General features: G+C 66.9%; 23 protein-coding genes. 7 read left to right on the top strand and 16 right to left on the bottom strand.

What is annotated here, in order from left to right:
• Nucleotides 1-85 precede the first annotated feature (85 nt).
• Nucleotides 86-760, bottom strand: a complete 675-nt coding sequence (locus JOY88_RS05055; RefSeq protein WP_293500898.1) for an RlmE family RNA methyltransferase — start codon at nucleotides 758-760, stop codon at nucleotides 86-88.
• Nucleotides 761-780: 20 nt separating this feature from the next.
• On the opposite strand from JOY88_RS05055, the gene JOY88_RS05050 reads away from it, so the two are divergent.
• Complete coding sequence (locus JOY88_RS05050; protein WP_293500896.1) at nucleotides 781-1260, top strand: YhbY family RNA-binding protein; 480 nt, start codon at nucleotides 781-783, stop codon at nucleotides 1258-1260.
• Here the strand turns inward: JOY88_RS05050 and JOY88_RS05045 are convergent.
• The 6 genes from JOY88_RS05045 to JOY88_RS05020 form a co-directional block, all read right to left on the bottom strand.
• Nucleotides 1238-1681, bottom strand: coding sequence for a DUF4149 domain-containing protein (locus tag JOY88_RS05045; protein WP_293500894.1), 444 nt, complete (start codon nucleotides 1679-1681; stop codon nucleotides 1238-1240). The genes JOY88_RS05050 and JOY88_RS05045 overlap by 23 nt on opposite strands.
• A complete protein-coding gene (gene greA / locus JOY88_RS05040) occupies nucleotides 1681-2157 on the bottom strand; it encodes a transcription elongation factor GreA (RefSeq protein ID WP_293500893.1) in 477 nt (158 codons plus the stop codon). Before greA ends, JOY88_RS05045 begins: the two co-directional genes overlap by 1 nt.
• An 84-nt stretch (nucleotides 2158-2241) precedes the next feature.
• Nucleotides 2242-5517, bottom strand: a complete 3276-nt coding sequence (gene carB / locus JOY88_RS05035; RefSeq protein ID WP_293500891.1) for a carbamoyl-phosphate synthase large subunit — start codon at nucleotides 5515-5517, stop codon at nucleotides 2242-2244.
• 10 nt (nucleotides 5518-5527) lie between these two features.
• On the bottom strand, nucleotides 5528-6169 hold the full coding sequence (gene leuE, locus JOY88_RS05030) for a leucine efflux protein LeuE (RefSeq protein ID WP_293500889.1): 642 nt from the start codon (nucleotides 6167-6169) through the stop codon (nucleotides 5528-5530).
• A gap of 13 nt (nucleotides 6170-6182) precedes the next feature.
• On the bottom strand, nucleotides 6183-7343 hold the full coding sequence (gene carA, locus JOY88_RS05025) for a glutamine-hydrolyzing carbamoyl-phosphate synthase small subunit (protein ID WP_293500887.1): 1161 nt from the start codon (nucleotides 7341-7343) through the stop codon (nucleotides 6183-6185).
• A 170-nt stretch (nucleotides 7344-7513) separates the two neighbouring features.
• The gene (locus JOY88_RS05020) at nucleotides 7514-7915 is read right to left on the bottom strand and encodes a GlcG/HbpS family heme-binding protein (protein WP_293500885.1); all 402 of its coding nucleotides are present in this window, start codon (nucleotides 7913-7915) and stop codon (nucleotides 7514-7516) included.
• Between the two features lie 90 nt (nucleotides 7916-8005).
• Between JOY88_RS05020 and JOY88_RS05015 the strand changes: the two genes are divergently transcribed.
• A complete protein-coding gene (locus tag JOY88_RS05015; protein ID WP_293500883.1) occupies nucleotides 8006-8698 on the top strand; it encodes a Bax inhibitor-1/YccA family protein in 693 nt (230 codons plus the stop codon).
• A 476-nt stretch (nucleotides 8699-9174) separates the two neighbouring features.
• Here the strand turns inward: JOY88_RS05015 and rlmD are convergent, their stop codons facing one another.
• The 5 genes from rlmD to surE form a co-directional block, all read right to left on the bottom strand.
• Complete coding sequence (rlmD, locus tag JOY88_RS05010) at nucleotides 9175-10527, bottom strand: 23S rRNA (uracil(1939)-C(5))-methyltransferase RlmD (RefSeq protein ID WP_293500881.1); 1353 nt, start codon at nucleotides 10525-10527, stop codon at nucleotides 9175-9177.
• A gap of 32 nt (nucleotides 10528-10559) precedes the next feature.
• Entirely contained in the window at nucleotides 10560-11570 is a 1011-nt protein-coding gene (gene rpoS, locus JOY88_RS05005; protein WP_293500879.1) for an RNA polymerase sigma factor RpoS, read from the bottom strand.
• A gap of 49 nt (nucleotides 11571-11619) precedes the next feature.
• The gene (locus JOY88_RS05000) at nucleotides 11620-12486 is read right to left on the bottom strand and encodes a peptidoglycan DD-metalloendopeptidase family protein (RefSeq protein WP_293500877.1); all 867 of its coding nucleotides are present in this window, start codon (nucleotides 12484-12486) and stop codon (nucleotides 11620-11622) included.
• Nucleotides 12487-12548: 62 nt separating this feature from the next.
• Entirely contained in the window at nucleotides 12549-13361 is an 813-nt protein-coding gene (locus JOY88_RS04995; protein ID WP_293500875.1) for a protein-L-isoaspartate(D-aspartate) O-methyltransferase, read from the bottom strand.
• Nucleotides 13362-14105 (bottom strand): 5'/3'-nucleotidase SurE, encoded by a 744-nt coding sequence (gene surE / locus JOY88_RS04990; RefSeq protein ID WP_293500873.1) that lies wholly within the window; start codon nucleotides 14103-14105, stop codon nucleotides 13362-13364.
• 91 nt (nucleotides 14106-14196) lie between these two features.
• On the opposite strand from surE, the gene JOY88_RS04985 reads away from it, so the two are divergent.
• Both JOY88_RS04985 and JOY88_RS04980 read left to right on the top strand, forming a co-directional pair.
• Nucleotides 14197-15174, top strand: a complete 978-nt coding sequence (locus tag JOY88_RS04985; RefSeq protein ID WP_293500871.1) for an NADPH:quinone oxidoreductase family protein — start codon at nucleotides 14197-14199, stop codon at nucleotides 15172-15174.
• Between the two features lie 102 nt (nucleotides 15175-15276).
• On the top strand, nucleotides 15277-16020 hold the full coding sequence (locus JOY88_RS04980) for a LuxR C-terminal-related transcriptional regulator (RefSeq protein WP_293500868.1): 744 nt from the start codon (nucleotides 15277-15279) through the stop codon (nucleotides 16018-16020).
• A 283-nt stretch (nucleotides 16021-16303) separates the two neighbouring features.
• On the opposite strand, the gene JOY88_RS04975 is transcribed toward JOY88_RS04980, so the two are convergent.
• Nucleotides 16304-16471 (bottom strand): hypothetical protein, encoded by a 168-nt coding sequence (locus tag JOY88_RS04975; RefSeq protein WP_293500866.1) that lies wholly within the window; start codon nucleotides 16469-16471, stop codon nucleotides 16304-16306.
• A 93-nt stretch (nucleotides 16472-16564) separates the two neighbouring features.
• Nucleotides 16565-17476: a LysR family transcriptional regulator gene (locus JOY88_RS04970; protein WP_293500864.1), complete on the bottom strand. Its 912-nt coding sequence runs from the start codon at nucleotides 17474-17476 to the stop codon at nucleotides 16565-16567.
• Nucleotides 17477-17660: 184 nt separating this feature from the next.
• On the opposite strand from JOY88_RS04970, the gene JOY88_RS04965 reads away from it, so the two are divergent.
• From JOY88_RS04965 to JOY88_RS04955, 3 genes are all read left to right on the top strand, one after another.
• Nucleotides 17661-18974, top strand: a complete 1314-nt coding sequence (locus tag JOY88_RS04965; RefSeq protein WP_293500862.1) for an MFS transporter — start codon at nucleotides 17661-17663, stop codon at nucleotides 18972-18974.
• Between the two features lie 130 nt (nucleotides 18975-19104).
• Nucleotides 19105-20208, top strand: a complete 1104-nt coding sequence (locus JOY88_RS04960) for a porin (RefSeq protein ID WP_293500860.1) — start codon at nucleotides 19105-19107, stop codon at nucleotides 20206-20208.
• A gap of 33 nt (nucleotides 20209-20241) precedes the next feature.
• Nucleotides 20242-21666, top strand: a complete 1425-nt coding sequence (locus JOY88_RS04955; RefSeq protein ID WP_293500858.1) for a M20 family metallopeptidase — start codon at nucleotides 20242-20244, stop codon at nucleotides 21664-21666.
• A gap of 361 nt (nucleotides 21667-22027) precedes the next feature.
• Here JOY88_RS04955 and JOY88_RS04950 read toward each other — a convergent pair whose 3' ends face one another.
• Nucleotides 22028-22321, bottom strand: a complete 294-nt coding sequence (locus JOY88_RS04950) for a hypothetical protein (RefSeq protein WP_293500856.1) — start codon at nucleotides 22319-22321, stop codon at nucleotides 22028-22030.
• Nucleotides 22299-22559 (bottom strand): hypothetical protein, encoded by a 261-nt coding sequence (locus tag JOY88_RS04945; RefSeq protein WP_293500854.1) that lies wholly within the window; start codon nucleotides 22557-22559, stop codon nucleotides 22299-22301. Before JOY88_RS04945 ends, JOY88_RS04950 begins: the two co-directional genes overlap by 23 nt.
• Nucleotides 22560-22696 lie beyond the last annotated feature (137 nt).

Genomic DNA, 22696 nt, shown 5'->3' with positions numbered 1-22696 from the left:
TGCGACTCCTTGGCCCTGATGGCCCAGCGCGGGTTTCAGGACAGTGGGGGCGATTTTAGTTGAGGCAAGGGGACAACCCCTGTAATCAGCGGTTTTTCAACCCCAGGCCGACCAAGAATGTCTCGGAAGACCGCTCCCGCGAGGCCTTGGGCTTGACCACCTTGACGGTCTTGAACTGCGCCCGGAACAGCTGCACCAGCTCGTTGTAGCCGCTGCCATGGAAGACCTTGGCCACCAACGCCCCCTCGGGCCTGAGGTGCTTGCCGGCGAAATCGACGGCCAGCTCGATCAGGTTGGAGATGCGGGCGGCGTCCGTCGACGCAATGCCCGACAGGTTGGGCGCCATGTCCGAGACGACCACGTCCACAGCCCTGCCGGCCAGCGCCGCCTCCAGCTGCGCCAGCACGGCGTCCTCCTGGAAGTCGCCCTGGATGAACTGCACGCCCTCGATGGGCTCGAAGTCCAGCAGGTCCAGCGCGATGATGGTGCCGTTGAGCTGGCCCACCGCCGCCCCGCCCTGCCCCGCCTCCTTGGGCGCGAACCTGCGGCGCAGGTACTGGCTCCAGGCGCCGGGCGTGGCACCCAGGTCCACCACCACCTGGCCCGGGCGGATCAACTTCAGCTCCTCGTCGATCTCCTTGAGCTTGTAGGCCGCGCGCGAGCGGTAGCCGTCCTTCTGCGCCTGCTGCACATAGGGATCCGACACATGGTTGTTCAGCCACGCCTTGTTGAGCTTTTTGCTCTTGGTTTGAGTTTTCATGCCTACGGGATAATACGGGGATGCCTCAAATCAATCTGACCCCCGCCCAGCGCAAGGACAAGCGCGCCGATGCCCACCATCTCGACCCGGTCGTGATGATCGGCGGCGAGGGCCTGACGCCCGCCGTCGTCAAGGAAACCGACGCTGCGCTGAAGTCGCACGGCCTCATCAAGGTGCGCGTGCTCGGCGACGACCGCGCGGCCCGCGAGGAAATGTTTGCGCAGCTCTGCGACGAGCTGAACGCCGCGCCCATCCAGCACATCGGCAAGCTGCTGGTGCTGTGGCGCCCCATGCCCGAGAAGGCCAAGGTCGAGCGCGAAAACGCGATGCCCGGCCCGCGCGTCGTGAAGATCGTCAAGTTCTCCAAGAGCGGCAACGGCCGCCCCCAGATCAACAAGGTCAAGGTGATGGGCAACGAGCGCGTGACGCAGGGCGGCGAGATCAAGCGCATCAAGAAGCGCAACAAGACCACCAGCGTCAAGAAGACCGTCGCTGAGTGATCCAGGCGAGGGCCAGCACCGCCAGGCCCTTCACGCCGAAAAAGGCCAGCGACACGCCGTGCAGCGCCGCGAAGGACGCGACGCCGGCGCCCGCCTTCGCATTCGCCATCAGCGGTTGCAGGCCGTAGTAGCCGGCGATGGTGCAGAACAGCGCCACGGCCGGCAGCAGCAGTCGGGCGGAGAAGACATGGCTCGCCGCGCCGGCTTCCACCGCATCGCGCGACAGCCGGCGCTCGATGAGCATCAGCACCAAGGCAAGCGCCAGGCTGACCTGCGCCTCGGTGGCGAACATCCGCGCCACGTAGGCACCGGCCTGGGCGCGCTCCAGCACGGCAAAGGCGCTGGGCGCGGCGACGAACGCGACGCACAGCAAAAGGCCGCCCCATAGGGCGGCCAGCAGGGCTTGGAGCCGCGGCAACATCACACGTAGCGGACTTCGACGATCTCGTAGCGCTTGATGCCGCCCGGGGCCTGCACCTCGGCCACGTCGCCGGCTTCCTTGCCGATCAGCGCGCGGGCAATGGGCGAGCTGACCGAGATGCGACCCAGCTTGATGTCGGCCTCGTCGTCGCCGGTGATCTGGTAGGTCACTTCCGTGCCGCTGGCCTCTTCCTCCAGGTCCACCGTGGCGCCGAACACCACGCGGCCACCGGCGTCGAGCGCGGCGGGGTCGATGATCTGCGCCGCGGCCAGCTTGCCCTCGATCTCGAGGATGCGGCCTTCGATGAAGCCCTGCTTGTCCTTGGCGGCGTCGTATTCCGCGTTTTCGCTCAGGTCGCCTTGCGCGCGCGCCTCGGCAATGGCCTGGATCACCGCATGGCGCTCGACGGTCTTGAGCCGATGCAGCTCTTCCTTGAGCTTCTCGGCGCCGCGCTTGGTCAGGGGGATGGTCGTCATGTCAAAACTCGATGAGCAAAAAGAGTTCCGCCGCTGCGGCCCAGGCAACCCGGACTGCGGCGGCGGAAGTGTTGAGGGCGAATTTTAGGCCAGCTCGGCGTGCAATTCCTGCAGGGATTGCACGAGCAGTCCGTCCCTGTGCTTCATGCCTTCCACGGCCGCTTCGCAGCCCGCCATCGTCGTGTAGTAGGTGACGCGGTTGGCCAGCGCGGCCTGCCGGATGTAGCGGCTGTCGGCGATGGCCGTGCGCGTCTCGTCCACCGTCGTGAAGACGAGCTGGATGTCGCCGCCCTTGAGCGCATCGACGATGTGCGGGCGGCCATCCTTGATCTTGTTGATCGGCTTGACCGGCACGCCGGCCTCGGCGATGGCCGCGGCCGTGCCCTTGGTGGCGACGATGCCGAATCCCAGCTCGTGCAAGTCCTTGGCGATGGCAACGGCGCGGGCCTTGTCGCTGTTCTTCACGGTGATCAGCACATTGCCCTGGCGCGGCAGGCGCGAACCGGCGCCGATCTGGCTCTTCAGCATCGCCTCGCCGAAGGTGCGGGCGGCACCCATGACCTCGCCGGTCGAGCGCATCTCGGGGCTGAGGATGGGGTCCACGCCCGGGAACTTGTTGAACGGGAAGACGGCTTCCTTGACGCTGTAGTAGGGCGGCACCACTTCGCGCGGCTGCTTGCCGTTGCGGTCCTTCTGGTCCTTCAGCTTGACGCCGGCCATGCAGCGCGCGGCCACCTTCGCCAGTTGCTGGCCCGTGGCCTTGGAGACGTAGGGCACCGTGCGCGACGCACGTGGGTTCACTTCCAGCACGTAGATCGTGCAGTGCTCCAGGCCCTTGGCCACGTCGCCCTGGATGGCGAACTGCACATTCATCAGGCCGACGACCTTCAGCGCCATGGCCATCGCAGCCGTCTGGCGGCGCAGTTCATCCTGCACGTCGGCGGCCAGCGTGTACGGCGGCAGCGAGCAGGCGGAGTCGCCGGAGTGGATGCCGGCCGCCTCGATGTGCTCCATGATGCCGCCGATCATCGTGTCGACGCCGTCGGAGATGCAGTCGACATCGACCTCGACGGCGTCCTGCAGGAAGTGGTCCAGCAGCACGGGCGACTTCTCGGACACGCGCACGGCCTCGCGCATGTAGCGCTCCAGGTCCTTGTCGCCGTGCACGATCTCCATCGCACGGCCACCCAGCACATAGCTGGGGCGCACGACCAGCGGATAGCCGATCTCGTTGGCCAGCGTGACAGCCTGCTCCTCGGTGCGCGCCGTGCGGTTGGGCGGCTGCTTCAGACCCAGCTCGTGGAGCAGCTTCTGGAAGCGCTCGCGGTCCTCGGCGATGTCGATGGAATCGGGTGTCGTGCCGATGATGGGCACGCCGGCGCGCTCCAGGTCCAGCGCCAGCTTCAGCGGCGTCTGGCCGCCGTACTGCACGATGACGCCGGCCGGCTTTTCCTTGTCGACGATCTCCAGCACGTCCTCCAGCGTGACGGGCTCGAAGTAGAGGCGGTCGCTGGTGTCGTAGTCGGTCGAGACGGTCTCGGGGTTGCAGTTGACCATCAGCGTCTCGTAGCCGTCCTCGCGCATGGCGAGCGCGGCATGCACGCAGCAGTAGTCGAACTCGATGCCCTGGCCGATGCGGTTGGGGCCACCGCCCAGCACCATGATCTTCTTCCTGTCGGTCGGCTGCGCCTCGCACTCCGCGCCCTCGCCTTCGTAGGTCGAGTACATGTAGGCCGTCTGCGTCGAGAACTCGGCGGCGCAGGTGTCCACGCGCTTGTAGACCGGGCGCACGTTCAGGGCGTGGCGGCGGGCACGGACTTCGTGCTGGTTGGTGCCCAGCAGCTTGGCCAGGCGCTTGTCCGAGAAGCCCTTGGTCTTCAGCAGGCGCAGCTCGGCTTCGGTGACGGATTCGATGCTGCGGCCCTTCAGGTCGCCCTCGATCTGGATCAGCTGCTCGATCTGCGCGAGGAACCACGGATCCACCGCGGTCTCCTCGTAGATCTCGTCCAGCGTCATGCCGATGCGGAAGGCATCGGCCAGGAACAGGATGCGCTCGGGGCCGGCTTCACCGATCTCCTGCACGATCTCCTCGCGATCGGTCGAGCGCTCGGTCAGTCCGTCGATGCCCGTCTCCAGGCCGCGCAGCGCCTTCTGGAAGGATTCCTGGAAGGTACGGCCCATGGCCATCACCTCGCCGACGGACTTCATCTGCGTCGTCAGGCGCGAATCGGCCATCGGGAACTTCTCGAACGCGAAGCGCGGGATCTTCGTGACGACGTAGTCGATGCTGGGCTCGAAGGACGCCGGCGTGGCGCCGCCGGTGATGTCGTTCTTCAGCTCATCCAGCGTATAGCCGACGGCCAGCTTGGCAGCAACCTTGGCGATCGGGAAGCCCGTGGCCTTGGATGCCAGCGCGGACGAACGCGACACGCGCGGGTTCATCTCGATGACGATCATGCGGCCGTTCTTCGGGTTGATCGAGAACTGCACGTTCGAGCCACCGGTATCCACGCCGATCTCGCGCAGCACGGCGAGGGACGCATTGCGCAGCAGCTGGTATTCCTTGTCCGACAGCGTCTGCGAGGGCGCCACGGTGATGGAGTCACCGGTATGGATGCCCATCGGGTCCAGGTTCTCGATGGAGCAGACGATGATGCAGTTGTCCGCCTTGTCGCGGACGACCTCCATCTCGTATTCCTTCCAGCCGATCAGGCTCTCCTCGATGAGCAGCTCGTTGGTGGGCGAGAGGTCCAGGCCGCGCTTGCAGATCTCTTCGAACTCTTCAGGGTTGTAAGCAATGCCGCCACCCGTGCCGCCCAGCGTGAAGCTGGGGCGGATGACCATGGGGAAGCCGTTTCCACCGATCTCGGCATGGATGCGCTTCTGCACGCCCCAGGCCTCTTCCAGCGTGTGCGCGATGCCCGACTTGGCCGAGTCCAGGCCGATCTTGGTCATCGCGTCCTTGAACTTGAGGCGGTCCTCGGCCTTCTCGATGGCGACCTCGTTGGCGCCGATCATCTCGACGCCGTACTTGGCCAGCACGCCGTGCTTGTGCAGGTCCAGCGCGCAGTTCAGCGCTGTCTGGCCGCCCATCGTCGGCAGCACCGCGTCGGGCCGCTCCTTGGCGATGATCTTCTCGACCACCTGCCAGGTGATGGGCTCGATGTAGGTGACGTCCGCCGTATCCGGGTCCGTCATGATGGTCGCCGGGTTGCTGTTGACCAGGATGACCTTGTAGCCCTCCTCGCGCAACGCCTTGCAGGCCTGGGCGCCGGAGTAGTCGAACTCGCAGGCCTGGCCGATGATGATCGGGCCGGCGCCGATGATGAGGATGCTCTTGAGGTCTGTACGTTTCGGCATGGCGGTCTGCTTAGAGAGTGGCGGTCGCGAGCTTGGCCCCGAACCCAACGAAAAGTGCCCCGACGCCGGCATTGGCGGCGCCCGAGAGCCGACGCCGCGCGCGGAAGGCCGCCGCGAGGCGGGCGCCGGCGAAGATCAGCGTCGAGAGGTAGATGAAGCTCAGCACCTGAATGATGGTGCCCAGGATCAGGAAGGTCAGCGCCGGATGCGGGTAGGCCGGATCGACGAACTGGATGAAGAAGGACAGCAGGAAGGCGATGGCCTTGGGGTTCAACAGGCTGACGACCAGCGCCTTGCGGAAGGGCTGGCTGGCGTCCACGACGCGCGGCGCGTCATCGGCCCCGGCCTCGCCGCGCCAGCTGCGCATGCCGCCACGCAGCAGCTGGATGCCGATCCAGCCGAGGTAGACGGCGCCGACCATCTTCACGACGAAGAAGATCTGCGGACTGGCCATCAGCAGCGACGCGCCGCCGGCCGCTGCCGCCGTCATCAGCACCGTGTCGCCGACGAACACGCCGCAGGCAGCCGTATAGCCGGCACGCACGCCGCGCTGCGCGGCCACGGACAGCACGTACAGCGAGTTGGGCCCGGGCAGCAGGATGATGAAGATCGCTGCCGCGAGGTAGGTGCCGAGGTCGGTGATACCGAACATGCGAAGCCCTCCTTCAGGCCTTGCTCATCATCGAAACGAAGCGGTCGAACAGGTAGGCGATGTCATGCGGGCCGGGGCTGGCTTCCGGGTGCCCCTGGAAGCTGAAGGCCGGCTTGTCGGTGCGGGCGATGCCCTGCAGCGTGCCGTCGAACAGGCTGACGTGCGTGGCGCGCAGGTGGGCCGGCAGCGTCTCGGGATCGACCGCGAAGCCGTGGTTCTGGCTGGTGATGCCGACGCGACCGCTGTCCAGGTCCTTGACCGGATGGTTGGCGCCGTGGTGGCCGAACTTCATCTTGAAGGTCTTCGCGCCCGAGGCCAGCGCAAGGATCTGGTGGCCCAGGCAGATGCCGAACACGGGGATGCCGGACTCGATCAGCTGGGCCGTGGCCTTGATGGCGTAGTCGCAGGGCTCCGGGTCGCCGGGGCCGTTGGACAGGAAGACGCCGTCCGGCTCCAGGTCGAAGACGGCGCTGGCGGGTGTCTGCGCCGGCACGACGGTGACCTTGCAGCCGCGCTCGGCCAGCATGCGCAGGATGTTGTGCTTGACGCCGAAGTCGTAGGCGACGACGTGGAACTTCGGCGCAGCCTGCGTGCCATAGCCGCTGCCGAGCTTCCATTCGGTCTGCGTCCAGACCTCGTTCTCGGTGCGACTGACGACCTTGGCCAGGTCCAGGCCGGCCATGGACGGCGCGGCCTTGGCAGCCGCGACCGCCATGTCGATGTGGGCCTGCGTCAGCGCCTCGCCGGCGGCCAGCGCCAGGATGCAGCCGTTCTGCGCGCCGTGGGTGCGCAGAACGCGCGTCAGGCGGCGCGTGTCCAGACCGGCGATGGCCACCGTGCCCTGCTCGCGCAGGTAGGCGTCCAGCGTCTTGCCGGCGCGGAAGTTGGACGCGCGCAGCGGCAGGTCCTTGATGACCAGGCCGGCGGCGAACACCTTGGTGGCCTCGATGTCCTCCTCGCTGATGCCGTAGCTGCCGATGTGCGGATACGTCAGCGTGACGATCTGCTTGCAGTAGCTTGGGTCGGTCAGGATTTCCTGGTAGCCGGTCAGCGCGGTGTTGAACACCACTTCGCCGACCGTCTGGCCGGTGGCGCCGATGGACTGGCCTCGGAACACCGTCCCATCCGCCAGAGCCAAGATCGCTTGAGGGGGATGGAGCAGGTCGGTCAGCACAAAGGATCTCCGCAAGTGGGGCGCCTGCCCAGCATCAATCCGTCCGGGGGGACGGATCAACTTGGAGAAACCAGAGCGGTTTTATGCCGGGCAGCGTGGGGTTCAGGTAAACCCATCGAGTATAGCCGACAAGGGTAAGTACCGAGCCTTCGTGACGCTGGCGTGACCCTTCAAAGCGCCGCGATGCCCGCCTTGGCGATCTCGGCGTCCTCGCTGGACTTGACGCCGCTGACACCCACGGCGCCCACGCACTGGCCATCCACCAGGATGGGCACGCCGCCCTCCAGCATGCCGTGCATGCCGGGCACGCTGAGGAAGGACTGGCGGCCGCCGTTGATCATGTCCTCGTAAAGCTTGGACTCACGCCGGCCCAGCGCCGAGGTGTGCGCCTTGGCCGGCGCGAACAGGGCGGAGTTGGGCGAGGCGCCGTCCAGCCGCTGCAGCCAAAGCAGATGGCCGCCGGCGTCGACGATGGCGATGGATACGGCCCAGCCCTTGCCGATGGCATGGGCCTCGGCGGCTGCGGCGATGCGCTTGACGTCTTGGAGTTCGAGTTGAGCTTGCTGTTTCATGGTCTTGCTTTCCCAGGGACGGACCCCAATGTAGCTGCCCGGTACCGCCCTAGAATCTCTGCGGTTTCCATTCGTCTCCGGAGGATCGTCATGAACGAAAGCTTGCAAACCCAATACGGCCACGCCGAGATGGGCCTCGCGGCCGACCGTCAGCGCGTGCTGCGCAATACCTACTGGCTGCTGGCACTGTCCCTGGTGCCGACCGTGCTGGGCGCCTGGATAGGCGTGGCCACCGGCCTGTTCGCCACGATGGGCCCTGGCACGAGCGCCATCGTCTTCTTCGCCGGCGCCTTCGGCCTGATGTTCGTCATCGAGAAGACCAAGGACAGTGCAGCCGGCGTCGCCGCGCTGCTGGCCTTCACCTTCTTCATGGGCCTGATGCTGTCGCGCCTGGTGGGCTATGTGCTGGGCTTCAAGAACGGCACGTCGCTGGTCATGACGGCCTTCGGCGGCACGGCTGCGGTCTTCTTCACGATGGCCACGCTGGCCACCGTCATCAAGCGCGACCTGTCCGGCATGGGCAAGTTCCTGACCGTCGGCGCCGTCGTGCTGCTGGTGGCCGGCATTGCCAACATCTTCCTGCAGTCCTCGGCCCTGATGCTGACCATCCTGGTGCTGATGCTGGGCGTGTTCTCGGCCTTCATGCTGTACGACATCAAGCGCGTCGTCGACGGCGGAGAAACCAACTACATCAGCGCCACGCTGGCCATCTACCTGGACCTCTACAACGTGTTCCAGAGCCTGCTGTCGCTGCTGGGCATCTTCGGCGGCGATCGCGACTAAGCCCCTCCTCGCAAAGAAAAAGGCGGCTTCGGCCGCCTTTTTCTTTCGCCTTGTCACGGAGCCGTGTTGCCCCCTCCGAGACGCCAGGGCTATGCCTCAGCGCTGGGGTGGCCGCGGCCGTCTCGGGCACCAGTGCGCCGTGCAGGGTCTTGACCCAGCCATCCGTCTTCGCGTCCCAGAGCACGAAGGCGGAGTCGAGCTGCCAATAGGGCCAGCCGAAGCCGCGCGCCGAACTCGCCCGGCAGGACGGGTCGCCCATGCCGGTCCGGCCACGCCTTGACCCGGCCCAGGTCCTTCTGCAACCGCCCCCGATCCGTCGCCGCGCCCCAAGTCACACCCCGACAGCTGCTGGACACGCAAGTCTGTTCATCCATCTTCTCCAGCACACCGGATCCGGCACCCTGGACTTATGCGGAGACGAGCAGCGCACCCGACGAGCCCGCACAGGCGCCGCCGGAGGCCGGGGAGGAGGACGTTCAGCGGTCGAAGACGGCGATCGACTCGACGTGCGCCGTGTGCGGGAACATGTTGACCGCGCTGGCCGCCGTGCAGCGGTAGCCGGCCACGTTGACCAGCAGGCCCGCGTCGCGCGCAAGCGTCGCCGGGTTGCAGCTGACGTAGACGATGCGCTTGGGCGGCGTCCAGCCGGTGGCCAGCGACGGGTCCTGCGCGATGTCCGCCACCGCCTTGGCGAGCGCGAACGCGCCCTCGCGTGGCGGGTCGATCAGCCAGCGGTCGGCCGTACCGTCCTGGGCCAACTGCTCGGGCGTCATGTCGAACAGGTTGCGGGCGACGAAGCGGGTCTTGTGCGCCAGGCCATTGGCCTCGGCGTTCTCTCGCGAGCGCTGCACCAGCGTCTCGCTGCCCTCGATGCCCAGCACCTCGCGCGCCTGTGTCGCCAGCGGCAATGTGAAGTTGCCCATGCCGCAGAACCAGTCGATGACGCGGTCGCCCGGCTCGACGGCCAGCAGCCGCAGCGCGCGGCCGACGAGGGCCGCGTTGATGTGCGGGTTGACCTGCGTGAAGTCCGTCGGCTTGAACGGCATGGTCACACCGAACTCGGGCAGCCGGTAGGCCAACTGCGGGCCGCCTTCGTCGAGCAGCTTCACGGTGTCCGGCCCCTTGGGCTGCAGCCACCACTGCACACCATGCTGGGCGGCGAACTCGCGCAGCAGCGCGATGTCGCCGTCCGGCAGCGGGTTCAGGTGACGCAGCACCAGCGCGATGACCTCGTCGCCCATCGCCAGCTCGATCTGCGGCAGGCGGTCGCGCTCGGCCATGGCGGCGATCAACTCGCGCAGCGGCATCAGCAGGTCGCTGACGACCTGCGGCACGACCTTGCAGACCTGCATGTCGGCGACGTAGCGGCTCTTGCGCTCATGGAAGCCGATCAGCACCACACCCTTCTTCTGCACATAGCGCACCGAGAAGCGTGCCCGGTAGCGATAGCCCCAGGTCGGGCCCTCGATGGGCCGCAGCAGCACCTCGGGCTTCACCTTGCCGAGATGCCAGAGCTGGTCTTCCACGACGCGCTGCTTGACGGCCACCTGCGCGCCTGCCTGCAGGTGCTGCATCTTGCAGCCGCCGCAGGCACCGGCATGCAGGCCGAAGTGCGGGCAGCCCGGTGTCACGCGCAGCGGGCTTTCCTTCCTGATCTCGGTGAGCTGCCCCTGCTCCCAGTTGTTCTTGCGGCGCGAGATCTGCGCCTTCACCACTTCGCCCGGCAAGGCGCCGTCGATGAAGACCACCTTGCCCTCGGCGTTGTGCGCCACGCCCTGCGCCTCAAGTTCGATGCTTTCGACCTTGAGCCATTCCGTCATCTGATTCATGGGCCGGATTATCCCGGCTGGCCTCGCCGGCCTCAGAAGATGCTGTCCCGGTCCACGCCGTGGCGCATCATGTTGCGCTTGAGCTTGGCCAGCGCCTCGATCTGGATCTGGCGGATGCGCTCGCGCGTCAGCTTCAGGCGAATGGCCAGCACGTCCAGCGTCTCGGGCTCGCGATCCGACAGGCCGTAACGGCCCGACAACACCTCGCGCTCGCGGTCATTCAGGCTCGCGAGGCCATGCCGCAGCAACTCCTCGACCTCGTGCGACAGACGCTGGCCCATGGGGTCTATGGCCTGGTCGTCGGCGACAAGGTCCAGCATGGACTCGCCACCCTCGCCGTTGCGGTCCACCGGCGAGTCGAGGGAGCTGGGCAGTTCGGCGTAGGCCAGCAGTTCGGCCACCTCGTCCACCGGCCGGCCCAGCGCCTGGGCCACGTCCTCGGCGCGCACGCGGCCCTCCGAGCCGTCGGCGCTCTGCAGGGCCTCCAGCGCGCGGCGCGCCTTCAGCACCTGGTTGAGCTCACGCACGATGTGCACCGGCAGCCGCACCAGACGGGCCTGGTGCATCAGCGCGCGCTCTATGCTCTGGCGTATCCACCAGCTCGAATAGGTGGAAAAGCGGAAGCCCCGCTCGGGCTCGAACTTGCCGATCGCATGCATCAGGCCGAGGTTGCCCTCCTCGATGAGGTCGCTCATCGGCAGGCCGCGGCCCAGGTAGTTCTTGGCGATGCTGACGACCAGGCGCAGGTTGTGCTCGATCATGGCCTGGCGGGCCTCGAAATCACCCGAGCGCGCGGCCTGGGCCGTCTCGAACTCCTGCTGCGGCGTCAGCAGCGGCGTGCGGCGGATGTCGCGCAGATAGGCCTGCAGTGCATTGCCGAGTTCGACGTCGTCGCTCGCGGCGCGCAGCACCTGGTTGTCTTCCTCGGGCGCCTCGGGGCCGACGTCGGAATCGGCGCCGCTCCCATTCAGGGCCGACAGCATGGCGCCCTGCGGGCGGGCGGCACCGTCATGGCCATTGGGTTTGGGCACAGCGCGTTTCATGGCGGGTTCGCTGGCCCAGTTTGTTTGGCGGTCCTGCCTGCCGACGTCCTCAGCGCGCCGGCAGCAGCTTGGCCGGGTCGACGGGCTTGCCGAGCTTGCGCACTTCGAAGTGCAGCTTCACGGTATCACTCTCGGTGGAACCCATCTCGGCAATCCTCTGGCCCTTGCGCACGACTTGGTCCTGCTCGACCAGCATCGCCCGGTTGTGGGCATACGCCGTCAGGTAGGTGTTGTTGTGCTTGATGATGACCAAGTTGCCGTAGCCGCGCAAGCCCGAACCGGCGTAAACCACGCGCCCATCGGCAACCGCCAGCACCGGGTCGCCCGCCTTGCCGGCGAAGTCCAGGCCCTTGTTGCGCTGGTCGTCGAAACCAGCGCTGACCGGATGCGAGACGGGCCAGCCCCAGGCCATCGCGTCGTCATCCGAGGATGCGGCGACTGGCGCCGACGACGCGGCATTCGCCGGGGTGTTGTTGGCCGCGACCGCGGGCTTGCTGTCCAGCGGGCGCGATTCGACCTTGGCCGCGCTCGCGATCGGCTTGGCCGTCACGGTGCTCGCATCCACACCCGGAGGTACGACACGCAGCACCTGTCCGACCTCGATGCGGTTGGGGTTGTCGAGGCTGTTCCACTTGGCGATGTCGCGCCAGCCCTGGCCGTTGTCCAGCGCGATGCGGATCAACGCATCGCCCGGCTTGACGGTGTAGTAGCCCGGCTTGCCCGCGTTCTCGGCGCCGGGCGGCAGCTTGACCTCGGCCGCCGAGGCCGCGGAGGCCGCAGGCAGCGGCGCCGAGGCGGCCGGCTTGGGCAGCGGCGGGTTGCGATCCTCGACCGGGGCCTGGTGCAGCGAAGTGCCGCAGGCGCTGAGCAGCAGCGAGGTGGTGACGACGATTAGAAGGCGCAGGCTATAGGGCATCGTGTGGCTGGAGCACGTTGGAGGCCGACCCGATTGTGTGGCGCGGTGCGCCGGCGGCCCCGTCAGACGACGCCAGATTTTAGGGGGACGAAGAGGACGGCCTCGTGTTCGCTTCGAACCCAGCGCCCGACGCCGCCTTCGACGACATGGTCGAGCACCACCAACACCTGCCCTCGACCGCTCGCTGCCGTCGGGGCCACAAGGCGTCCACCGGGCGCGAGCTGCTCCAGCCAGGCCTGGGGGATGTCCTCGCCGCCGGCGGCCGCGATGATGCTGTCAAAGGGGCCGCTGGCCGCGTGGCCGACGCGGCCATCCCCCCAGACCAGGCGCGGCGTGGCGTGGGGCTTGGGCAAAACCACCCGCTGCAGATGGAGCCGCGCCTTGTCGTGCAGCCCCTGCAGGCGCTCGATGGAGGTGACGTGGCGCGCCAGCAGCGCGATGACGGCGGCCTGGTAGCCGCAGCCCGTGCCGATCTCCAGCACCCGGCCCAGCGTGCCGCGCTGCCGGGCGCCCGCGCCGGCCATCAGCAAGCCCAGCATGTGGGCGACGACCGAGGGCTTGGAAATGGTCTGGCCGTGCCCGATGGGCAGCGCCGTGTCCTCATAGGCCTGGGCCGCGAGGGCGCTGTCGACGAATTCATGGCGCGGCACGGCGGCCATCGCGGCGAGCACGCGCTCGTTGAACTTCCCTTCGGCGCGCAGCCGGGCCACCATGCGTTCGCGCACCGCGCCGCTGTCCAGCCCCGTGCCGCTGGGGCGCGCCAGCCGCGCCGCGTCGGCCGTGGCCTGGCGCAGGTGGCGCTGCGGCATCAGCAGCTCGCGCTGGGGCGAGACGGCCGACTTCAGGCTGGCAGGGAAGCGCTTCGGGGTAGTCATTCAGACGCCGAGACGCTGCGCCCAGGCGCCCAGCGATGCATGCTCCGTCAGGTCCACCTGCAGCGGCGTGATGGACACCTGGCCGTTGGACGTCGCATGGAAGTCCGTGCCTTCGCCGGCATCCCGGGCGTCGCCCGCCGGGCCGATCCAGTAGATGGTCTCGCCGCGCGGGTTGACCTGCTGGATGATGCCCTCGCTGGCATGGCGCCGGCCCAGCCGCGTGATGCGGCGTGGCAACTGGTCGGCATCATGCCGGTTGGGGATGTTGACGTTGAGCAGGAAGCCCTGGCCCAGGCCGCCGGCGATGACCTGCTCGACGACGCTGCGCGCCGTGCGGGCCGCCGCCTCCAGCTCGCCCCAGCCCTTCTCGACCTGCGAGAAGGCGATGGACGGGATGCCGAACAAATAGCCCTCGGTCGCCGCGGCGACGGTGCCGGAGTACAGCGTGTCGTCCCCCATGTTGGCGCCGTTGTTGATGCCCGAGAGCACCAGGTCGGGCCGGTAGCCCAGCAGGCCGGTCAGCGCAAGGTGGACACCGTCGGACGGCGTGCCGCTGACGTAGCGGAAACCGTTGGCGGCACGGTAGACGTTGAGGGGGCGGTTCAGCGTCAGCGAGTTGGACGTGCCGCTGGCGTTCTGCTCGGGAGCGATGACGTCGATCTCGCCCAGGCCTTGGCAGGCCTTCACCAGGGCAGCAAGGCCCGGCGCGAGGTAGCCGTCGTCGTTGGAAATCAGGATGCGCATGGTTGCCAATTGTAGGGAGGGCGTCACCTGCGAGACCGGGTGTAACCACCTTGATTCCTATCATGAGCTTTTCAGAAATCTGGAGACGACGATGAAAGCATGGCTCTGCGAGAACCCGGTGGGCGTCGAGGCGCTGCAATGGCGCGAACTGCCGCGGCCGGCGCTTGGCGCAGGCCAGATCCGCGTGCAGATCAAGGCCGCCAGCCTGAACTTTCCTGACCTGCTCATCGTGCAGAACAAGTACCAGATGAAGCCCGCCCTGCCCTTTGTGCCGGGCACCGAGTTCGCGGGCGTCGTCAGCGAGGTGGGCGAAGGCGTCCAGGGCTTGGCCGTGGGCCAGCGCGTCGCGGCCTTCGGCGGTCTGGGCGGCTTTGCCACCGAGGTCTGCATCCCGGCCGCGCTGGCGATGCCGCTGCCGGACGGCTTCGCCTTCGAGGACGCCGCCGCCTTCATCTGCACCTATGCCACCAGCCACCACGCGCTGATGGATCGCGCCGCGCTGCAGGCGGGAGAAACCGTGCTCATCCTCGGCGCGGCGGGCGGCGTCGGCACGGCAGCCCTGCAGATCGCCAAGGCAGCAGACGCGCGCGTCATCGCCGCGGCGGGCGGCGCAGCCAAATGCGAGGCCTGCAAGGCCATGGGTGCCGACGCAGTCATCAACTACGCCACGCAGAACCTGCGCGACGAGCTGAAGGCGCTGACGGAGGGCAAGGGGCCGAACGTCGTCGTCGACCCCGTGGGCGGCGACCTGGCAGAGGCCGCCTTCCGTGCCATCGCCTGGCGCGGGCGCTACCTCGTCATCGGCTTCGCGCAGGGGCAGATCCCGGCGCTGCCGCTGAATCTCGCGCTGCTCAAGGGCGCGTCGCTCGTGGGCGTGTTCTGGGGTGAGTTCGCCAAGCGCGAGCCCGGCCGCAACGCCAGGATGCTGGGAGAGCTGGCGGCCTGGTATGCCGCCGGCAGGATCAAGCCGGTGCTGGACCGCGTGCTGCCCATGGAGGAGCTGCCCGCGGCCTTCGCCCGCATGGCCGCCCGCGAAGTCGTCGGCAAGTTGGTTCTTACCAATCCTTGAAGCCTGAAACTGGGGCTTGAGCCGGGACGTTAGGCCCAGGCTCGGAGGAGGCGGTGCGCTACATTCAGCGGTCGAACCGACAGCCGCCGCCCGACCCGCGCCATGACCGTCAAAGTCCTCATCATCGAAGACAACCCCGTTGCCCGCAGCTTCCTTTGCCGTGTGGTGCGAGAGAGCTTCAGCGATGCCATGGAGATCACCGAGGTCGGTGACCTCGAGAACGCGCGCCGACAGGTGGCCAAGCTGTCCGGCGGCAACCCGGAAATCGGCTTCAAGCTCATCCTGGTCGACCTGGAACTGCCCGACGGCAACGGCATGGAGTTCCTGACCGAGCTGGCGGGCTCGACTGCCATCAAGATCGTCACGACGCTGTACTCGGACGACGACCACCTCTTCCCGGCCCTGCAATGCGGCGCAGACGGCTACCTGCTGAAGGAAGACCGCTTCGAGGTGCTGGTGGAAGAACTGCAGCGCATCGTGCGCGGCCAGCCGCCGCTGTCGCCGGCCATCGCCCGCCGCCTGCTGTCCCACTTCCGCCCCAGTTCCAGTGACAGCGCACCGATGCCGCTGAACTCCGGCTTCGGTGCGCTGTCGACCTCGCAGGCACCGTTTGCCAATAGCCGCGGCGTCGCCTTGGATCCGCCGCCCGAGTGGGAACGCCTGACGCCGCGCGAAAGCGAGGTGCTGACCTATCTGAGCAAGGGCTTCACGATCAAGGAGATCGCGAACCTGATGGGTATCAAGTGGTTCACCGTCAACGACCACATCAAGAGCATCTACAAGAAGCTCAATGTGTCCAGCCGCGCCGAAGCAGCGGTGCTGGCGTCCAAGCAGGGGCTGGTCTGATGTGTCTGTGAAGGCGCGGACTTGGTCCCGCTTCGAACTCTCGATTTCTGTAGCACCAGTACAGAGGTGACTCCGCCGCCTCGCGCCGCCTGTTGCAGCGTGACCCTGTAGAAATGGCCGGCCGAGGCGCCCATGCGCCGGCTCACCATCGAATCCCATGCTGAGCCCCTTGCGGGCAAGGGCGTCAGCCGCGTCGCAGGGCTCGGCTGGACAGAGCCGTACCCGCTGATTCTTGGCAAGCCCTTGAATCAGAAAGGAAACTCGGCCTCGGGGTATCGGGACTTCAGGCTAGAGCCTCGACCGGCACGCCGATGGTGGTCGGCACCATCACAATGGCCACCAATCCGCCCGAGGGCACATTGGCGCTGCCTTTGCTGGCCAGCATGGTGGGCATGTCCAGCGGCACGTGGTAGGCGTCCGCCAGAAAACCCACGGCCAGCACGAAATACATGGCGGTCAGGCCATGCCTGAGGCCCGCAAGCTGCGCAGCCACTGTCGGCCCCCCTGATCTGAGCCGCCTCGGCGGCGCAACTCGGCAAGGCGCTTATGCCCCTGCCCTATTGCGCTCTTCCGGCAGCACCGCCTCAATACAGCGGACAAAGTACTCGGCCGGCGCCGTCAGGATCGCGCTGTCACGATAGAGCAAGTAGAGCTTGCGGGCGGGCGGCTGCTGCACCAGATCCAGCGTGATCAATTCATCCGATGCGCCTTCGGTCCTAAGCGCAAGGTGCGTCCAGGAGGTCACGACGTTGCTGTTCACCGCCAGGCTATAGAAGAGTGTCTGCGACGCACAGCGCGTGATCCGAGATGGAGCAGGCAGTCCGGCGCGTCCGAACAGGTCGTCCAGGAAGGCGCGGAACTCTGCGGTGGGGTTGGTATGCAGCCATTCGGCGCTCTGCAAGTCGGCCAGCGAGGTGGCTCCCGCAAGCTGGCCGCGCCGGCTTACCGCAAACCACATCGGGAAGGTTGCCAGGTGCACGCAGCGAAGCGACGCAAAATCGCGTGCGTCCGTGCCGGAACCCAGGGCGAAGTCCAGCGCGCCGTTCTTGAGTTGTTCCACCAACTGGGCAGCGCTGAGTTCAACGAACTCGATCTGGACGTCCGGCATGGCCTCGCGAAAGCGGTTGTAGGCCTGGGGCAGCAGCGTGATGCCCGCCAGCGGCGCCACACCGATCGCGACACGCCCCCTGCGGTTATCTCGCAGCCAGGACATCTCTTCCTCGGTTCGCGCAATCTCGTTCACAACCAGCTCCGCTCGCCGGAGCATCGCCTTCCCGTCATCGGTCAGCGTCACACCCGATGAACTGCGCGTCAGCAGCATGAGCCCGACTTCATCTTCGAGGTCGCGCAGCGAGCGCGTCACTGCGGGCTGGCTCAGGTGCAAGGTACGCGCCGCTTCATGGATGCTGCCCGAAGTTGCGACCGCAACCAGGGCCCGGAGCTGATGTAGCTTCATACCGAATAGTGATCGTCCAGCCACGCGAATTGCGGATTCACCCTGATCAATGAAAAGTATCAGGATAAAAAATGACGCGTATCGCAATTATCACTGCGTCACTACTATCCAGCCAACGTTGCCGCGCCGCCTGCCTTGATTTGGCAGGCGTCACGAGAGCGACATTCGCCTGGAGACACAAGTGATGCCACATGCCACCACGCCGGTCGACACCGCGCTGCTCGCGCCGCGACGCCTTTCGGCACAGACCAAGACCATCGTCGCCACCTCCGCGGGCAATGCCCTGGAGATGTTCGACTTCACCGTGTTCAGCTATTTCGCGGGGCTGATCGGCAAGACCTTCTTTCCGGTCGACTCGAGCATCGGCCCATTTCTGCTGGCCATGGCGACCTTCGGCGTCGGCTTCGTGATGCGCCCGCTCGGCGGCATCTTGATCGGCAACTACGCAGACCGGGCCGGCCGGCGCGCCGCGCTGACGCTCACGATTGCGCTGATGATGATCGGGACGGCCATCATCGCACTGACACCCGGCTACGCACAGATCGGCATCGCCGCGCCGGTGCTCGTGGTGATCGGCCGGTTGCTGCAGGGCTTGTCGGCGGGTGGCGAGATCGGTGCCTCGACCACCTTCCTGATGGAATCGGGCCCGTTGTCACGGCGCGGCTTCATGGTGAGCTGGCAGATGATGAGCCAAGGCGTGGCCGCCTTGCTCGGCTCGCTCAGCGGTGCCGTGCTGTCGGCCATGCTGCCGGTGGCCGCGCTCGAAAGCTGGGGGTGGCGCATTCCGTTCCTGTTCGGCCTGTTGCTCGGTCCCGTGGGCCTCTATATCCGCCGCCACCTCGACGAGACCCACACGGCGCCGGCCGAAAGCGGCAGCGCTTTCCGCGAATTGATGCGCGAGCACCTGGGCCAGGTCGTGCTGGGCGCGCTGATGATCATCGGCGGCACCTCGATGCTCTACATCCTCGTCTTCTACATGCCGGCGTACGCCGTTCGCACGCTGCATCTGCCCGTGGCCACGTCCTTCCTGGCGGGCTGCGCGTCCGGACTGACCATGATGGTGGCGGCCTTGGTATCCGGTTTGTGGATCATCGACCGCATACCCCAGCGCAAGCCCCTGGTGGCCGTCACCTCGCTGCTCTCGCTGGCCTGTGTGTACCCGGCCTTCCAGCGGTTAATTGCAGCGCCTTCGGTGGCCCTGATGGTCGGCATCGTCACGGTGGTCATGGGCCTCGCGACGTTGGGTACCTCGTCCTTCTTCCTGCTCATCATGGAAGCCTTTCCGCAACGGGTGAGGGCCACTGCATTGGCCGTCATCTATAGCGTGGGCGTCACGATCTTTGGCGGCTTCGCCCAGTTCAACGTCACCTGGCTGCTGCATCGCACCGGCGATCCCATGTCGCCTGCCTGGTACTTGCTAGCCACCGGGGCGGTCAGCCTGCTCGCCCTATGGCGCTTCACCGAAGGGCCCGGCGCCGACAAGCCGGTAGCGCACTAGCGCCCTGTCGGCGCACGGCGCGCGCCATCGATTTCCCCAGCCCGTTCATGGTCTCGCACCGCTCCCGCGCGGACGCGATGGACTCGGCTCGCCTTTTTTCCATCAAAGCCACGCAAAAAGAGACTGAGACATGAAACCGCATCGTTCCTCAATTGCCTCCGACACGTGGCGCAGGCCCCGCATCCAGCCCGCACTGCGGCTGATCGGTGCGCTCGGCACCCTGGCCTGGGCCGGCTCCGCCGCAGCGGCGGTGCAACTCTACGGCGCGCTCGACGGCTTCATTCAATATTCGAACAACGCGGGCCAAGCGAGCACGCGATTGCTCAGCGGTGGCGCCTCGACCTCGCGCTGGGGCATCACCGGCGACGAAGACCTGGGCGGCGGACTGCATGCGGACTTCCGCCTCGAGAGCGGCTTCAACCTGATGTCCGGCAGCCCGCAAAACGCAAGCTCGATGTACAACCGCGAAGCCAATGTCTCGATCGGCTCGCATGAGTGGGGAACCGTCAAGCTCGGCAAGCAGTATCCCGCGCTGCCTCCCGAGTGGACGGACCCCTTCCTCTCGGTGGGTCAGCTATCGCCCTTCGCAAGCAGCGCGCTGGCGACCCGGGATCTTGGCAATGGCGCCACGGCTGTTCAGGCGCGCGTCAACGGTGCCATCAGTTACCAGACGCCGGACTTCGGTGGCCTGAACACCACCTTCCTCTACGCACCGCGCAACGCGGCGGACGCCGGCCCCGCCATCGGCAATACCGGCTTCGTCACCAGCTACACGCGCGGCGAGTTGGTGGTGAGCGGCTCCTACAACGCGGTCTGGGCACCGACCTCGCAAGTCCCTGGCGGCCCGCAGGATAGCCCGCGCACCGATGTCGTCATGGCCAGTGCTCTCTACACCATGGGCGCGACGCTCGGCTCTCTCAGCTACACGCTGCTCCGACCGACCACGCCCGGCAGCCACACAGCGCAAACGCTCTCGCTCGGCGCCGTCTGGCAGCAAGGGCCGCATGTGATCCGCACGGGCGCGGCTTTCCGCAATGTCAGCGGCCAGTCCAATCACGCGATCGGCGCGCTGCTCGGCTACGACTACCAATTCTCGAAGCTGACGGGCCTCTATGCGCGCATCGGCGGCTTCAAGAACAGCGGCCTGTCGGCCCTCTCGTTCGGCTCCGACCCCATTGCTGCGGCTGGCGTCAGCCCCATCGTCTTCGCGCTCGGATTCAGACAGAAGTTCTGACGCCCGCGCCCCATTCCTCTATTGGAGAGCACCATGACTGCATTTGCACCGGCCTTGGATTTCGTCGAACGCCACAGCCCTCGTTTCACCGCCATGTCGGACCAGATCTGGAATCTGGCCGAACTGCGCTACGAGGAGTTCGCCTCGGCCCAGCTGCATATCGACATGCTGGAAGCGGCCGGGTTCCGCATCACGCGCGGCGTCGCCGACATTCCCACCGCCTTCGTTGCCGAAGCGGGCAGCGGCGGCCCGGTGATCGGCATCCTGGGTGAATACGACGCGCTGTCCGGCCTGAGCCAGGAAGCCGGCGTCATGACCTGCACGCCATCGAGCGAGATCGCCAATGGCAACGGCCACGGCTGCGGTCACCATCTGCTCGGTACTGCCGCCCATCTGGCCGCCGCCGCGGTCAAGGACCACCTCGAACGCACGGGGCGATCCGGCACCGTGCGCTTCTACGGCTGCCCGGCTGAAGAAGGCGGTTCCGGCAAGACCTTCATGGCGCGTGCCGGCCTGTTCGATGACCTCGACGCCGCGCTGTCCTGGCATCCGGGCGTGCACAACGGCGTGTTCTCGGGCGAAACGCTGGCCAATATTCAGGCCTATTTCCGCTTCCGCGGCAAGGCCTCCCACGCGGCCAGCTCGCCGCACCTGGGTCGCAGCGCGCTGGATGCCGTCGAGCTGATGAATGTCGGCGTCAACTACATGCGCGAGCACATGCTGCCCGACGCGCGCGTGCACTATGCCGTGACCAACACGGGCGGGCTGTCTCCGAACGTCGTGCAGGCCAATGCCGAGGTGCTGTATCTGGTGCGTGCGCCGCGCAATAGCCAGGCGGCCGAGCTCTTCGAGCGCGTCAAAAACGTGGCGCAAGGTGCCGCATTGATGACCGATTGCCAGATTGAGGTCGTCTTCGACAAAGCCTGTTCCAACCTGGTCCAGAACTCGGTGCTCAACCAGCTCGTGCATAAGCATCTGCAAGCCATCGGCGCACCCGCCTTCAACGCGGACGAGATGGCACTGGCAGCGGAGTTCCAGAAGCAGACACTGACCCCCGAGGACATCGAAGGCGCTGGACGTTCGCTTGGCCAGGCCTGGCGTGCTCCCAAGCCCCTGTTCGACCACATCGACCCGTATACGCCGGGCAGTGAACGCAAGCTGCACGGTTCAACCGACGTGGGCGATGTCAGCTGGATCACACCGACCGCACAGTGCTTCACCGCCTGCTACGCCTTCGGCACGCCCTTCCATTCCTGGCAACTCGTCTCGCAGGGCAAAAGCTCGCTCGCGCACAAGGGCATGCTGCTCGCGGCCAAGACATTGGCTGCGTCAGCCATCGAGCTCTTCAACCAGCCCAATCTTCTCTCGCAGGCCAAGGCGGAACTGCTGGAACGACGCGCAGGCAGGCCCTATGCCTGCCCCATTCCCGACGATGTGGTGCTGCCTTTCCGGCGCTGATCCGCATAGCTGTCGGTGACAGCTGAGCAACGGCTGGTGGCCGCCTGCCGATCTGCCAGTTCCAACAGTCCTCGCAGACGACACGCGCGTAGTTCCGCTTCTTGCGAGGATGAAGCACATCGCTGGGCCGCACGTCGGTGGCCGGATTGCGAGCTGGCATTCCGTCCAACATCGCCGCGACGTAGTCCCCCTGCGTCACATCAGCGCCTTGGGATCGACTTCCTTCATCGCTCACTCACCTCATGGGGTTGGGAAGCGCCAATGACAGCCGAGGCCGAGCCTGCCCGCCAGAGGGCACAGCGTGTGGGGCCCCGCCCGGGGCGGGTCCAGCGCCGTGGCGCGCGGGTTCAGGGTCAGCGCATCACGGGACGACCAGCTCGCGGTCCAGTGCGCTCATCGCCCGCTGCAGCGACAGCTGGTCGATGACGTTGCGCCAGAAGGCATTGAAGTCGGCAACGCGACCCAGCTCGGGCCAGCGGCCGCGCAGGAAGAAGGCGAACGCCTCGTCGCGCTCGTGCAGCCCGTCGCGCCAGCGCCGCACGGTGGGTCGATCCAGGCCGCTGGCGCGCACGCTGCCGTGCAGTGACACCCCGCTGAGCAACAGCAGCAGCACCGCCTGCTGCACCGCCCAGTCATACCAGCGCCGCGGTGCCAAGCACGCCGGCAGCCACGAGCAGGTCTGCGGGCAAGCCGCGCACAGGAAGCGCAGCACCGCCACCGGGGTCGTGCGCCCCGCCGCGGCTGCGATCGGCCTTGCGGTGGTAGCAGCCGTGGCGCCACACGCGGGCGAAGCCACAGTGCGGGCACGCCGCCGGACGGTATTGCTCGGGGTCGGTGGCCAGCGTGATCAGGTGCTGGGCCAGGCTGGCAATGCTTTCTACAATGCGGTTCATAGGCCGGTCTTGGTTGTGTTGTGGAGCTTGGTAACCCCACGATAACAACCAAGCACCGGCCTATCTCGTTGGTGCGTCCCGCGCTGGCGCCGGCGGCGTTCTCAACAACGCCCGAAATGTCCCTGGGACATCAGCCC

The organism is Roseateles sp., from assembly GCF_019237615.1.
Lineage (GTDB): Bacteria > Pseudomonadota > Gammaproteobacteria > Burkholderiales > Burkholderiaceae_C > Pelomonas.
Note: the sequence above shows the minus strand (reverse complement) of the source record. Positions and strands in the feature narration are given on the sequence as shown.

Excerpts from the sequence above, each read along its gene's own strand:
- JOY88_RS05020 (WP_293500885.1), bottom strand. The coding sequence starts at position 7,915 with ATGAAACAGCAAGCTCAACTCGAACTCCAAGACGTCAAGCGCATCGCC.
- JOY88_RS04980 (WP_293500868.1), top strand. The coding sequence starts at position 15,277 with ATGACCGTCAAAGTCCTCATCATCGAAGACAACCCCGTTGCCCGCAGC.
- JOY88_RS04975 (WP_293500866.1), bottom strand. The coding sequence starts at position 16,471 with ATGTATTTCGTGCTGGCCGTGGGTTTTCTGGCGGACGCCTACCACGTG.
- JOY88_RS04945 (WP_293500854.1), bottom strand. The coding sequence starts at position 22,559 with ATGAACCGCATTGTAGAAAGCATTGCCAGCCTGGCCCAGCACCTGATC.
- JOY88_RS05000 (WP_293500877.1), bottom strand. The coding sequence starts at position 12,486 with ATGCCCTATAGCCTGCGCCTTCTAATCGTCGTCACCACCTCGCTGCTG.
- surE (WP_293500873.1), bottom strand. The coding sequence starts at position 14,105 with ATGCGCATCCTGATTTCCAACGACGACGGCTACCTCGCGCCGGGCCTT.
- leuE (WP_293500889.1), bottom strand. The coding sequence starts at position 6,169 with ATGTTCGGTATCACCGACCTCGGCACCTACCTCGCGGCAGCGATCTTC.
- JOY88_RS05055 (WP_293500898.1), bottom strand. The coding sequence starts at position 760 with ATGAAAACTCAAACCAAGAGCAAAAAGCTCAACAAGGCGTGGCTGAAC.
- JOY88_RS05015 (WP_293500883.1), top strand. The coding sequence starts at position 8,006 with ATGAACGAAAGCTTGCAAACCCAATACGGCCACGCCGAGATGGGCCTC.
- JOY88_RS04970 (WP_293500864.1), bottom strand. The coding sequence starts at position 17,476 with ATGAAGCTACATCAGCTCCGGGCCCTGGTTGCGGTCGCAACTTCGGGC.
- JOY88_RS05050 (WP_293500896.1), top strand. The coding sequence starts at position 781 with ATGCCTCAAATCAATCTGACCCCCGCCCAGCGCAAGGACAAGCGCGCC.
- JOY88_RS04995 (WP_293500875.1), bottom strand. The coding sequence starts at position 13,361 with ATGACTACCCCGAAGCGCTTCCCTGCCAGCCTGAAGTCGGCCGTCTCG.
- JOY88_RS04965 (WP_293500862.1), top strand. The coding sequence starts at position 17,661 with ATGCCACATGCCACCACGCCGGTCGACACCGCGCTGCTCGCGCCGCGA.
- rpoS (WP_293500879.1), bottom strand. The coding sequence starts at position 11,570 with ATGAAACGCGCTGTGCCCAAACCCAATGGCCATGACGGTGCCGCCCGC.
- JOY88_RS04985 (WP_293500871.1), top strand. The coding sequence starts at position 14,197 with ATGAAAGCATGGCTCTGCGAGAACCCGGTGGGCGTCGAGGCGCTGCAA.
- JOY88_RS04960 (WP_293500860.1), top strand. The coding sequence starts at position 19,105 with ATGAAACCGCATCGTTCCTCAATTGCCTCCGACACGTGGCGCAGGCCC.
- carB (WP_293500891.1), bottom strand. The coding sequence starts at position 5,517 with ATGCCGAAACGTACAGACCTCAAGAGCATCCTCATCATCGGCGCCGGC.
- greA (WP_293500893.1), bottom strand. The coding sequence starts at position 2,157 with ATGACGACCATCCCCCTGACCAAGCGCGGCGCCGAGAAGCTCAAGGAA.
- JOY88_RS04955 (WP_293500858.1), top strand. The coding sequence starts at position 20,242 with ATGACTGCATTTGCACCGGCCTTGGATTTCGTCGAACGCCACAGCCCT.
- JOY88_RS05045 (WP_293500894.1), bottom strand. The coding sequence starts at position 1,681 with ATGTTGCCGCGGCTCCAAGCCCTGCTGGCCGCCCTATGGGGCGGCCTT.
- rlmD (WP_293500881.1), bottom strand. The coding sequence starts at position 10,527 with ATGAATCAGATGACGGAATGGCTCAAGGTCGAAAGCATCGAACTTGAG.